This is a genomic window from Vibrio sp. 03_296 (assembly GCF_002265885.1).
In genome coordinates this window covers 1-12,832 of record NZ_NPKW01000194.1, presented here as the reverse complement: position 1 = coordinate 12,832, position 12,832 = coordinate 1, and the positions used below count along the sequence as shown (strand labels likewise).

Annotated in this window: 9 protein-coding genes and 1 pseudogene; 6 read left to right on the top strand and 4 right to left on the bottom strand. The window is 46.1% G+C overall.

Annotated features, from left to right (window positions below; translation table 11 throughout):
* The first annotated feature begins 118 nt into the window (after positions 1-118).
* Positions 119-943 (top strand): DUF2797 domain-containing protein, encoded by an 825-nt coding sequence (locus CIK04_RS22885; protein WP_176463407.1) that lies wholly within the window; start codon positions 119-121, stop codon positions 941-943.
* Positions 944-981: 38 nt separating this feature from the next.
* On the opposite strand, the gene CIK04_RS22880 is transcribed toward CIK04_RS22885, so the two are convergent.
* Positions 982-2,226 (bottom strand): cysteine desulfurase-like protein, encoded by a 1,245-nt coding sequence (locus CIK04_RS22880; RefSeq protein ID WP_097352992.1) that lies wholly within the window; start codon positions 2,224-2,226, stop codon positions 982-984.
* Positions 2,210-2,869, bottom strand: coding sequence for a 2OG-Fe dioxygenase family protein (locus tag CIK04_RS22875; RefSeq protein ID WP_038939008.1), 660 nt, complete (start codon positions 2,867-2,869; stop codon positions 2,210-2,212). Before CIK04_RS22875 ends, CIK04_RS22880 begins: the two co-directional genes overlap by 17 nt.
* A gap of 510 nt (positions 2,870-3,379) precedes the next feature.
* On the opposite strand from CIK04_RS22875, the gene trxB reads away from it, so the two are divergent.
* From trxB to cydC, 3 genes are all read left to right on the top strand, one after another.
* On the top strand, positions 3,380-4,339 hold the full coding sequence (gene trxB / locus CIK04_RS22870) for a thioredoxin-disulfide reductase (protein WP_026050254.1): 960 nt from the start codon (positions 3,380-3,382) through the stop codon (positions 4,337-4,339).
* 107 nt (positions 4,340-4,446) lie between these two features.
* Complete coding sequence (gene cydD, locus CIK04_RS22865) at positions 4,447-6,234, top strand: cysteine/glutathione ABC transporter permease/ATP-binding protein CydD (protein WP_097352991.1); 1,788 nt, start codon at positions 4,447-4,449, stop codon at positions 6,232-6,234.
* Positions 6,227-7,948, top strand: a complete 1,722-nt coding sequence (gene cydC, locus CIK04_RS22860; RefSeq protein WP_097352990.1) for a cysteine/glutathione ABC transporter ATP-binding protein/permease CydC — start codon at positions 6,227-6,229, stop codon at positions 7,946-7,948. Before cydD ends, cydC begins: the two co-directional genes overlap by 8 nt.
* 126 nt (positions 7,949-8,074) lie before the next feature.
* Here the strand turns inward: cydC and serC are convergent, their stop codons facing one another.
* Both serC and CIK04_RS22850 read right to left on the bottom strand, forming a co-directional pair.
* Positions 8,075-9,169, bottom strand: a complete 1,095-nt coding sequence (gene serC, locus CIK04_RS22855; protein WP_052171220.1) for a 3-phosphoserine/phosphohydroxythreonine transaminase — start codon at positions 9,167-9,169, stop codon at positions 8,075-8,077.
* Between the two features lie 123 nt (positions 9,170-9,292).
* Positions 9,293-10,555 (bottom strand): DUF945 family protein, encoded by a 1,263-nt coding sequence (locus CIK04_RS22850; protein ID WP_097352989.1) that lies wholly within the window; start codon positions 10,553-10,555, stop codon positions 9,293-9,295.
* 189 nt (positions 10,556-10,744) lie between these two features.
* On the opposite strand from CIK04_RS22850, the gene CIK04_RS22845 reads away from it, so the two are divergent.
* The gene (locus CIK04_RS22845; protein WP_046028896.1) at positions 10,745-12,688 is read left to right on the top strand and encodes an ATP-binding protein; all 1,944 of its coding nucleotides are present in this window, start codon (positions 10,745-10,747) and stop codon (positions 12,686-12,688) included.
* Positions 12,681-12,832: pseudogene (locus tag CIK04_RS22840) on the top strand (response regulator); the annotation flags it as partial. The gene CIK04_RS22845 and the pseudogene CIK04_RS22840, both read left to right, overlap by 8 nt.

The window sequence follows — 12,832 nt, the reverse complement described above, 5'->3', positions numbered from 1 at the left end:
GATAACCACTATCACCTCAATGGGGGATGGTAATCGCGATAACGCGAACCTACTCGCAACCTGCATTTTGTTCCCGTTTGGGTATATACTTCCGCAAAAACAAATAATGAGTAATGTCATGACTACAAATGCGAAAGGCACGCTGGATAAAATGCGTGCAACTTTAGAGGGTGTGGTGCAATACCGATTGCCTGTTGGAGACACTGAAATCGAGTTGACGCCTTTTATCGGCCAGAGCATCACCCTTACCCACACAGGCAACATCTTTTGTTGTTCATGCGGTAAAAAAACCAAGAAGAGCTATGCGCAAGGTCACTGCTACGTCTGTATGAGTAAACTGGCGAGCTGCGACATGTGCATCATGAAGCCAGAAACCTGTCATTATGAGCAAGGAACCTGTCGTGAGCCTGAATGGGCAGACACGCACTGCATGGTTGATCACTATGTTTATCTTTCTAATACATCAAGCTTAAAAGTCGGCATTACACGTCATACGCAGATCCCAACCCGCTGGATCGATCAAGGTGCGACGCAAGGCTTACCTGTTCTGAAAGTGAAGACTCGCCAAATCTCCGGTCTGATTGAAGTCGAGCTGGCAAAACATATTGCTGATAAAACCAATTGGCAAGCGTTACTCAAAGGGGATGGCACACCTCTTCCGCTTGAAGAGCGAGCGCAACAATTGCTGCCATTGATTGAAGAAAAAATCAGTGAAATTCGTGCCAAGTACGGCGATGACAGTATCGAGATTCTTCAGGACGCAACCACCAGCATCCAATACCCAGTGGAGCAACATCCAAGCAAAATCAAGTCGCACAACTTTGATAAAAATCCGGTGGTGAGTGGTGTACTTCAAGGCATTAAGGGGCAGTATCTGATTTTGGATACGGGCGTGATTAATGTTCGCAAATTCACTTCTTATGAAGTGGAATTTGAAGCCTAATGAGACAAAAGAGCCAGCATTCGCTGGCTCTTTTCGTACTATGCGTTTCGTTGATCGATAATGCTCTCCAAAACATTAAACAACAAGTCGACCTCTTCGACCGTGTTGTAATGCATACAACCAATCCGAATCACTCCGCCGCTGAACTCCAACCCTAATTGCCGAATCAGGCCAAGGGCATAAAAGTGGCCATTCCAGACACAGATGTTGTGCTCACCCAATGTTTTTGCAATAAACTCTGGAGAATAGCCCTCCACTGTCATCGCAAATGTCGGGGTTCGCTTATCACTTGAGGCGTCGTTAATACCGTATAACGTGACCCCATCAAGTGCCGACAAACGCTGCAAAAAATGCTGGCTTAATGTTTGCTCATGTTGAGCATAAAGCGCGTAACTTTGCTCTAGCCGCTGGCGCAAACTAGCACCTTCTTCTCCGAACTGAGCGAGGTACTCAATGGCTGCAGACACCCCCGCTAAGCCTTCAAAGCTTTGCGTACCTGTTTCAAAACGGCCCGGCCCAATGTTCGTGGCAGGCTCCACTTTATAAGGGCGCAGCGTCTCTAACCAAGGGGAAGCGACATAAGCAATACCCACATGAGGACCAAAAAACTTGTATGCCGAGCAGACGAGAAAGTCACAACCCAAGGCTTGCACATCCACTAAGTGGTGCGGCAAATAGTGCACCGCATCGACATACACCAAAGCGCCCACACTTCGAGCTAGCTTCACCACTGACGCAATATCAACAATGGTTCCCGTGGTATTCGAGGCAAAGGTGACGGCCACTAATTTTGTGCGAGCATTGAGCAACTGTTTGAAGTGTTCCATATCCAAGGTGCAATCTTCAGGGTTAACCCGCACTTGGTGAACGATGACGCCTTTGTCTTCTGCAGCTTGCTCCCAGCTCGAGACATTGGAATAGTGATCCAACGCGGTGACAATGACTTCATCCCCCGCCTGCCAATCTCGGCTAATGGCTCGACTTAACTGAAACGTCAAAGAGGTCATATTCGCACCGAAGACAATATTGTCTTGCGATGGTGCATTGAGTAATGCTTGCGCAGATTGGCGCGCTTGCTTCATTACCTCAACCGTCTTATGACTGGAAAAATAGTTCCCGCCTAAGTTCGAGTTAAAATGCCCAAGGTAGCCGACCATGGCATCCAACACAGATTGCGGTACTTGCGATCCGCCCGGCCCGTCAAAAAACGTTACTGGCCTTTGGTTATGGTACTGTGCCAACGCAGAAAACTGCGCTCGAACTTGATTAGGCGACCAATTCATGTGCCATTCCTTTTGCAGTCAACACAAACACATCCATATGACCTTCACGCTCTTGCTCAATGGCGCGAATGGGTTTGGCGTTGTGCCACAACTTGCTGTCTGCCAGCATCGCGATTTCACCATTATTCAACACTTTTCTAAAAAACGGCTCAGAGTGAAAATCACTGTACAGCATGATATCCCCCCCTTCGATGTTATTGCGGCCGACACCAACAATCGCAATATGATCAAATCCGTCTTGGTGCACGCCTTCAGGGGCGACCTGAGTCTCATCATATATGGCGGTAATGCGGATTTGATGCACTTCGATTTCCTGTCCATCTCTCAGGTCATTCTTCACAGCAAACAACTGACACATCTCACGAAAACCTTCGCTATTGAGTGTGCTCTCTTCAATCGGAGAAAACTGTCGAACCACATCACCTTGGAAACGGTTGATATCTGAAGTCTGTACAAAGTCATGCTTGTCCAGTTCAATCACACGACCTTGATGCAAGGAGACGACGGAATAGCGTCTTAAACGGAATTTGCCATCCGCATGCTCCGTGTGAGGTAACTTAGAAAAAGATGGCGACAACTGTTCGATGGCGCGACGGCTGAGTTGAGTTAAATGTAGGGTACTCTCGTGCGAATGTAGCATCATTCACTCCTTTGATTGATACATTTGTTATTTTATTGTTAACACAAACAAAATGTAGAATACGCCAAAACACTGCAAGATCAACTTTTGACCACAAAAAACTCCACAAAACAGCCCAACAAAGAATATAAAACCAACAAAAGCCAAAAATGCAACCAATAAGACCAAAACAAAAACTTAACATTTAAAAAAAGCAGTTCAGTCTGCTAGTCATGAATGCCACATCATAAAAATCAAATAGATAGAAGTCACTTTATCTCTATGATCACTTTACACAAGATCAAAAAAACCAATAATTTGACATCATATACGGTAGGAGGAAGAGCAACCTCTAACGAAAAATAACCATGAAATGAGAATGATCACCCGGACTTAACCAACCGTTCGATAACTTCGAGTCGGAGGGTATAACCTATAACCAGAAATTCGTTATAAGCTCTTGGTTTATTCTTTTATTAGCGCCAAATTTTCCATACAATCTCAACAAACTTAACTGCCCGCTAGGGAGTGCGAATGAGCAACATTAAACACAGTAAATTACTAATTCTAGGTTCTGGCCCTGCGGGTTATACCGCAGCAGTTTACGCGGCGAGAGCAAACCTCAACCCTGTGCTAATTACAGGCATGCAACAAGGTGGTCAGTTAACCACCACAACCGAAGTTGAAAACTGGCCAGGCGACCCTGAAGGATTAACCGGCCCAGGTTTGATGGATCGCATGAAAGAGCATGCGGAGCGTTTTGAAACCGAGATCATATTCGACCACATTAATGAAGTGGATTTCTCTACACGCCCATTTGTCCTTAAAGGTGATGCGGCCAGTTACAGCTGCGATGCACTGATCATTTCTACGGGTGCGTCTGCAAAATACCTTGGCTTGGAGTCTGAAGAAGCATTCAAAGGACGTGGCGTGTCAGCGTGTGCAACCTGCGACGGCTTTTTCTACCGTAATCAAAAAGTGGCGGTTGTAGGCGGCGGTAATACCGCGGTTGAAGAAGCACTTTATTTATCCAATATCGCTTCAGAAGTGCACCTAATTCACCGTCGTGACGGTTTCCGTGCAGAAAAAATCCTTATCAATCGTATGATGGATAAAGTGGCGAGCGGCAATATCATTCTTCATACCGACCGTGTACTGGAAGAGGTATTGGGTGATGAGATGGGTGTCACCGGCGTACGCTTGAAAGATGTAAAATCAGGTGAACTCGAAGACCTCAACGTCATGGGCGCATTTATCGCGATTGGCCACCAGCCAAATACGCAAATCTTCCAAGGCCAACTTGAAATGAAAGATGGTTACATCTTGGTCAAGTCAGGCCTTGAAGGAAACGCAACGCAAACCAGCATCGAAGGTATTTTTGCTGCGGGTGATGTGATGGACCACAACTATCGCCAAGCAATCACATCTGCTGGTACTGGTTGTATGGCAGCATTAGATGCAGAACGTTACTTGGATTCGCTAAACGACAAATAACTTTTCACATTTGTGTCATATCCTTACAGCCCGGCGGTATTCCCGCCGGGCTTTCTTTTGTATACTAGGCCCCCTCTTAGTAAAACAATTATCATTAAGCCTTCAAGATGGATAAAAAGAAACAACGCAGCTTGAATCTGTGGCTCAAACAGCAAAGCAAACTAGCAAAGCGCTGGTTGATGATTGCGGTTGGCCTTGGCGTACTATCAAGTGTGTTTTTGTTGGCACAAGCCGCCTTGCTCGCCACCATTCTTCATCAATTAATCATTGAGAAAGTCGACAAACATCAGCTCATTATTCACTTCATCGCTCTTGTAGCACTGATTGGCCTGCGTGCTCTTTGCTCATGGGGCCGAGAAATTGCTGGCTACCGTTGTGGCGAGCAAATTCGCGTCTACATCCGTCAGTTGATCTTCGATAAGCTGCGAGAGCTCGGCCCGGCCTACATCAAAGGTAAGCCTGCTGGCGCATGGGCAACCTTGGTTCTTGAACAGATTGAGAATATGCAGGATTTCTTTGCTCGCTATCTGCCGCAAATGTCCTTAGCCGTGCTGGTGCCGTTTGTGATTCTTATTGTTGTTTTTCCTGTCAACTGGGCTGCGGGGCTCATTTTCTTGATTACCGCGCCATTGGTCCCTCTATTTATGGCGATGGTGGGCATTAAAGCTGCCGACGCAAATAGAAAAAATTTCAAAGCGCTGCAACGTCTGTCTGGTCATTTTTATGATCGCTTACAAGCGATGACGACGATTCGTCTTTTTGATCGCACTCACGCAGAAGTCGAAGTGATGCGTGGTGCATCCGAAGTGTTCCGTACTCGTACGATGGACGTATTGAAAATCGCTTTCTTGTCTTCGGCGGTGCTCGAGTTCTTTACTTCTATCTCTATTGCTCTCACTGCCGTTTACTTTGGCTTTGCTTTTATCGGCGAACTTAACTTCGGCGACTATGGTGCAGGCGTCACTCTATTTTCGGGTTTGTTTATTTTGATCCTCGCTCCAGAGTTTTATCAACCCCTTCGTGACTTGGGCACTTTCTACCACGCCAAGCAACAAGCGGTGGGTGCAGCAGAGAGCATCGTTGAGTTTTTGGAAACGGATGTCAGCACAGTACGCAGCGGCGACCAACAAATTGAACAAGGTCAACCCATCACCATCAAAGCAGAACAATTAGAAGTGTTTTCACCAGAAGGGAAAAAGCTACTTGGCCCCGTGAGTTTTGACATTGCCGCTCAACAAACTACGGCGCTTGTTGGTCCCAGTGGTGCGGGGAAAACCAGCTTGATTAACGCTTTATTGGGATTTTTGCCTTATCAAGGCTCATTAACCATCAATGGCATCGAAAGAACTGAACTTGACCTTGCTCAATGGCGCAGCCAGATCAGTTGGGTGGGCCAAAATCCGTTGCTCCTCCACGGCACTATTCGCGACAACGTCAGTTTGGGCAAGTCGGATATCAGCGATACCGATATCCAAGTGGCACTTGACAATGCATTTGCTGCCGAGTTTGTAAGCCAGCACGGATTAGATTACGCCATTTCTGATCGTTCCGGGGGCTTATCTGTCGGCCAAGCACAGCGTCTTGCTCTTGCCCGAGCTATGGTACAAAACGGCCAGTTTTGGCTACTCGATGAACCCACAGCCAGCCTCGATGCTCGCAGCGAACGTTTGGTGATGCAAGGCCTCGAAGGGCAAATCGCGGGCAAAACAGCATTGATGGTTACTCACCAATTAACGCCACTTAAACAAGTCGATTCCATCCTTGTGATGCGTGCTGGTGAGATCGTTCAAGCAGGCAGTTATGACGAACTTGCTCATCAAGAAGGCTTGTTCCAAGAAATGTTATTGGCTAACCAAGCCCTCAAGCAACTTGATAAGGGGAATCTTGATGCGTGATTTAATTCCCTTCCTAAAACTGTATAAGAAACATTGGTTTGGTCTCTCTCTTGGGATGCTACTGGCGTTTTTAACTCTGTTCGCTTCTATTGGCCTGCTGACTTTGTCAGGCTGGTTTCTTTCAGCCGCGGCCATTGCCGGATTGACCATTGCTCGTGAAACGTTCAACTACATGCTGCCTGGGGCGTTTGTGCGTGGTTTTGCGATGGGACGAACCGCGGGACGTTGGGGTGAAAGAGTGGTCAGTCATAACGCGACCTTCAAGCTCTTGACTGATCTGCGTATTTTCTTTTTCTCTAAGTTAGCGCCGCTGATCCCAGGACGAGTCTCCAATCTTCGTGACGCTGATTTGCTTAACCGCTTGGTAGCAGACATTGACGCAATGGATCATGTTTATTTGCGTTTAATCAGCCCTATGGTCGTCGGCACGCTTGGCATACTGGGCTTAACGGCCGTATTGTGTTGGTTTGATATAACATTGGGCCTGACACTGGGTGCCATTCTTACTCTGTTACTGCTGCTCTGGCCTGTCCTTTTCTACAAGCTAGGAAAAAGCAATGGACAAGCACTAACCCACAATAAAGCAGAGCTGCGTGTTGCAACTTTAGACTGGTTGCAAGGTTACAGTGAGCTGACTCTCTTTGGTGCCGAGTCACGCTACCACAACGCTATTTTGCACGCACAAGAGAAATTACTGAAAAACCAATACTTCAACGCCCATTTTTCTGGTTTAGCACAAGCATTATTGATGCTCGCAAACGGTTGGACCTTGGTATTGATGCTTTGGCTTGCTGCAGATGGCGTTGGTGGTAATGCACCAGATCCTATGATTGCGCTAGTGGCGTTCGCCACCATGGCAAGCGTAGAACTGCTCATGCCAATTGCGGGCGCATTCCAGCACCTTGGTCAAACCTTAACTTCCGCCCGTCGCCTTAATGAGGTCATTCTGGCTGAACCTGAAGTCCATTTTGCCAAGGAGGATGTGGCTCACTCTGGTGAATACTCTATTGACTATCAGGCCGTATCATTCAAATACCCGGATAGCCAAAGTATGGCATTGAGCAATGTTAGCGTGACGATTCCAGCCCAGCACAAAGTGGCCATTGTCGGCCAAACGGGCTCAGGAAAATCAACTTTGCTACAACTGCTCAATCGTTATTGGGATGTCAATCAAGGCTCTATCCTGCTCGCAGGAAAACCGATCACCGAGTGGAGTGAAAGCCAGCTGCGTCGTTCCATCAGTGTTGTCAGTCAACGTGTAGATATCTTAAACGGATCATTACGAGACAATTTATTGATGGCGTCCCCGAGTACAACTGACGAGCAATTGTCTGACGTGCTCACCAAAGTCGGGCTAGAAAAACTGCTCGACGATAATGGGCTATCAGCATGGCTTGGTGAAGGTGGTCGCCAGTTATCTGGTGGTGAAAAACGCCGTATCGGCATTGCACGAGCCTTGCTACACAATGCACCAATCTTACTGCTTGATGAACCAACAGAGGGCTTAGATAAGCAGACGGAACAACAGATCATGCAGTTACTTGAAGCGCACTTTGACGGGAAAACCGTGCTCTTCATTACACACCGCTTGGTAAACCTCGACAAAATGGACAGCATTTGCCTAATCGAACAAGGCGAGATTGTCGAATATGGTCACCATCAAGCACTTTTAGCCGCTCGTGGTCGCTATTTCGAACTCAACCAAACGCTGTAAATTGCACCGCTATCGCCTCTTAAATGGCTGGGTAGTATTACTCAGCCATCTATAGAAAAATGGCAAACAAGAAAAAGGGAAGTGCTTACGCACTTCCCTTTGTTATTCTCATCTATCGCGCTGAAATTACGCGTTTTCTTGCTCAAATTGACGCATGAAATCGACTAACGCCTTCACGCCTTCAATTGGCATTGCGTTGTAAATAGAAGCGCGCATACCACCGACCACACGGTGACCTTTTAGTGATTTCAAACCCAACGCTTCTGCTTCTTTCAAGAATTTCGCGTCTAGCTCTGGTTTCACCATTTGGAATGGAACATTCATCAAAGAGCGGTTATCTGAATGAACGTTATTGATGTAGAAGTTTGATTGATCGATGTAGTTGTAAAGCATGGCTGCTTTTTCACGATTGACCTGCTCGATCACTTTCACCCCACCCTGTGCTTTCAGCCATTTAAAGACCAAACCAGATAGGTACCACGCAAAGGTAGGTGGCGTGTTAAACATGGAATCTTGTTCAGCCAACGTTTTATAATTAAGCACCGTCGGTAGCACTTCCTTGGCAAGGCCAAGCAGATCATCACGCACGATAGCAATCGCAATACCTGAAGGACCGATGTTTTTCTGTGCGCCCGCGTAAATCACTCCGTATTTTGATACATCGATTTCACGCGACAGAATGGTTGAAGACATATCGGCAACAATCGGTTTATCCGTGATTGGCAGATCGTTGATTTCAATACCATCAATGGTTTCATTTGGACAAAAATGCACATAAGCAGCGTCAGGATGAATTTGCCATTCTGAGGCAGGTAGTACCGCTTGCTTGCCTTCTTTTTCTGCTTTCGCATTGAATACATCTGGCGTGCAATATTTTTTCGCTTCTTGAACAGCACTTTCCGCCCAGTAACCCGCATCAATGTAGGTCGCCGTCGTCGCGTCACCTAGCAGATTCAGCGGCACTGCCGCAAATTGAGCGCGCGCACCACCTTGGCAGAAAAGAACTTTGTAATTATCAGGGATATTCAGTAAATCGCGGAGATCTTGCTCAGATTGCTCTGCGACTGCAATAAACTCTTTGCTGCGGTGGCTGATTTCCATAACGGAAGTGCCTAGCCCTTGCCAGTTCAACAATTCTTGTTGCGCCTGCTGCATAACAGGCTTCGGTAGTGCTGCTGGTCCGGCACTAAAGTTAAATACGTTATCCGTATTTTGTTCCATGACGCTCTTTGCTCCTGCTAGATGTAATAAAAACTCTGCAAGTAATATCACGTTTTTCGCTGTTGAAAAACAAGAAAAGAGGTCTTAAGACCTCTTTTTTATTCTAAGCGGATGAATTCGCAATTATTGCATTAGCGCAGGCATCAATAGCGCCAGTAGCGGGAACTGCTGTCCGTTATCAAACATCAATTTGCCTTCAGCGATTTTGGCTTTCAAGGTATAGCCACCTTCGACTTGTTGCAGAATTTCCATCACCATCAACTCATCCACCCCTTCTTGGATAAATGGGTATTCCGCCACCAACTCATCACTGAAATAGGTACTGAGATCACCCGTCATTGATGTCATGATTTTCATTGGATCTTGCGTCACTTGCTCAGTGCCTTGAGGCATCGACAGATTCCAAGTGTTCTCAAATATCCCTTCACCCAATTTTAGAGATAAGTTTTTCACTGCCACATCAAAGCCCTTCTCAAACAAGGCATCGATATGTGGCATCAGTGATTGCACCTCTTCTGACGTTAGAGAGGTAGCGTTTTGGTACACATCCATCAACTTATCGAAAGATTGCATATCCAGATTCGTCAGAGAGAAGTCCAGATTAAGATCTTTGACTTCACTGCCGTCAGACATCAACAGCTTTTTCGACTTAAAACTGAACACGCTCGCCAAACGCTCCCCTTTGGCGTCCGGCTTGGTATCACCAAGGTATTGAGCGTCATACAAGCCAAACAAAGGTTGAGCGGAGGCATCTGCGACTTGAAACTCGCCCAATCGAATATCTTGTTGCCCTAACCAGTAACCGTTCTTGTGTTTGCCTTTGCCATTGCCTGTCAAATTGCCAATATGCAGCGATTCACCACTGGCAAAATCAAACTGAATAGAAGGGACATCGAGCATAAAGTCAATGTCACCGAGCACAGTCGCATTACCTGAAAGCTTCATCGGTGCGGTAGAAACCGCTACCCCTTCGCTGTCACTGACAAAGCTCCAACTATCAATCGTAGCAACAAAATCCGTGTTTCCATTCAATTGTGTGGTGGCTTCAATATGCAGAGGTAGCGCCTGCTCCCCCACTAAATCAGAAACCGAATCAAGCGAAGTCAGCCCGTGCTTTAATGTCGATTGCATTTCATAAACTAAAGGAAGTCCATCCGTTTCAAATTGCTCCACTAACACTGGGTCAACAATGGTGTAACGCGTGGTGACTTCCGATGTGCGATAACCTCGGTCGTACTTGACAATTTCCGCTTGCAGTTGCGCACTATTTAACTTGGCAACGGCATCTTCAATTACATTTTGACCAATCTGCCCCACCGCCAATGGCCAACACAATGCCAATGAGATAGCACCACCAACTGCACCGATTTTCTTTAAGTTGTTCATAATGTCACTTATTTGTGAATGTTTTGAGTGAGTCTACCCTATCTATACACAGGTGAAAACATTGAGATAAATCAGACTATTGCTAAGAACACTATAATGACTCACGAAATTGAAACTTAGCTCTCAACCAGATCTCGCACTTCCTGTTACCTTATCTTAGTCATTGTTTATGCTAAAAGATGAGGCTTTGTGAACCGTTACGCTATTTTGTGTTTGGACAACAATCCGATAAGTATCGAGCAGTTTCGCCAAGAGTTGGCGACGTTTTCTCATAAATTTGATGTATTTACTGCAGACTCAGTTGAGGAAGCACATCACGCGATTGACTACTTAGAGCAGGCAAACCAAACCATGGCGCTGGTCATTGCAAGCCATCACAGTGAATTGAATGGCGTTGACTTCTTGATTGGCTTAGACAACAACCCCAGAACAGAAGACGCCCGACGCATTCTAATTAGCTGCTCGACGGACATTGCCGCGATCATCACTGCGGTCAATGAAGGTCGATTGGATCACTGTTTAACCAAGCCCCTACCCGATCACGTCCTTTTTCAAACCGTTCAAAAAGAGCTGACTCAGTTTATTCTTAAGTTTGAAAAAGAAGATTTGCTTGGTTTTAGCAGCGTACTTGATCAAAATCGTTTGCTACGTGCACATATTGAAAATCAGATGCGTCACTACCAAGCAGGCTTTATCCACGATTATCACACCTTGTCTGACGCAGAGCTAACGGAACGTTTCACCAATGCACTGCAAACTTTTTTCCAAGAAAAAGATGAAACACGAGCCTGCCGAACGTATTCACCAGAACATCTGTTGACGGTCGAAGGAGAGGCGAACAAGTTTCTCTGGTTCATCACCTCAGGAGAAGTCGCGCTCTATAAACGCGATGATATGGGCATGCAACGTGAAGTGGTCCGACACAAAAAGGGCAATCTCGTTGGTGGTATGTCATTTGTCACCGGAGAGAAATCGTTCTCAACCGCCCTCACTCTCACCAAGACGGAAGTGATCAAATTAGATCGCAACGTTTTTGCCCAAGTAATGCAATCCGATTCCAACCTTTTGCCTCTGTTTACCAACCTGTTGCTACGACACTTTAATCGGCGTTTGCAACGCAGTATCAATACAAAACTGCAGTTACAGAAAACCCTTGAATCGCTTGAATCTGCCCACCAGCAATTGATCGAAAAAGAAAAAATGGCCATGCTCGGTCAACTGGTCGCTGGGGTTGCCCATGAACTCAATAATCCCATCGCAGCGATTCTAAGAGGCATTGAAAACCTCAACCAAAATTTGGGAATGGTACTTTCAACCAGCAGCGCGCCGAATCAAACCACGAAAGGAATAGCTGTGTTAGAAAGTGCCAAAGCAAGTAAACCTATGTCAACCGCAGAGCTTAGAGAACGCTCAAACCAACTCTTATCATGCGTTGACAACCGAAACATCGCGAGAAAATTAGTCGCCCTCGGCCTGGAACAGGACGACGAACTGCTTACGCAACTCAAGCAGCATCCAACGGAAGGTGCCCGTCAACTTGAACACCTTGAACACTACTTTTTGATTGGCAACTCGCTGCGATCGATTGATGTGTGTGCCAGTCGGATTGCTGATATGGTCAAAAGCTTAAAAGGCTATGCTCGTGCAGATGATGAAAAAACACATATTGCCGATATCCACGAAGGCATTGAAGATACGTTAGTGATTTTCGAAAATCGCCTCAAACTGCATAAACTGACCACACATTACTGTTCTTTGCCCCCTATTTATTGCCAACCTATCGCGCTGCAACAAGTGTGGACCAATATGATTTCAAATGCGCTCGACGCCATGCCAGAACATGGTACTCTCGAAATCACCACTAAAATTGAATCACGCAATGACAAACCTTATGTTACGGTTTCATTTAGAGACAATGGCTGTGGCATACCTGCAGAGCAACAAGCCACGATTTTTGAACTGAACTACACCACCAAAAAAGAGGGAAATTTTGGTCTTGGCATTGGTTTGTCTATTTGCCATCAAATCATCCATAGTCACGGAGGATGGATCGAAGTGGATTCGATTCCAGCGCAGTACACCTGTATGACTATCTGGTTACCACTGGTTTCTGAAGGAGCATCCCATGAATAAATACTTGATTTTATGTGTTGATGACGAACGAGAAGTGCTCGATAGCGTACTTCAAGATTTATCGCCATTTGAAGATCATTTGTGCTCGAGGGCGCAGAGTCAGTAGCAGAAGCCAAAATGTCATCGAAGAGTATGACGATGAAG

Bases quoted from the DNA above. Each gene is read 5' to 3' on its own strand.
- serC (WP_052171220.1), bottom strand. From the start codon at position 9,169: ATGGAACAAAATACGGATAACGTATTTAACTTTAGTGCCGGACCAGCA.
- trxB (WP_026050254.1), top strand. From the start codon at position 3,380: ATGAGCAACATTAAACACAGTAAATTACTAATTCTAGGTTCTGGCCCT.
- cydD (WP_097352991.1), top strand. From the start codon at position 4,447: ATGGATAAAAAGAAACAACGCAGCTTGAATCTGTGGCTCAAACAGCAA.
- CIK04_RS22880 (WP_097352992.1), bottom strand. From the start codon at position 2,226: ATGAATTGGTCGCCTAATCAAGTTCGAGCGCAGTTTTCTGCGTTGGCA.
- CIK04_RS22885 (WP_176463407.1), top strand. From the start codon at position 119: ATGACTACAAATGCGAAAGGCACGCTGGATAAAATGCGTGCAACTTTA.
- CIK04_RS22875 (WP_038939008.1), bottom strand. From the start codon at position 2,869: ATGATGCTACATTCGCACGAGAGTACCCTACATTTAACTCAACTCAGC.
- cydC (WP_097352990.1), top strand. From the start codon at position 6,227: ATGCGTGATTTAATTCCCTTCCTAAAACTGTATAAGAAACATTGGTTT.
- CIK04_RS22850 (WP_097352989.1), bottom strand. From the start codon at position 10,555: ATGAACAACTTAAAGAAAATCGGTGCAGTTGGTGGTGCTATCTCATTG.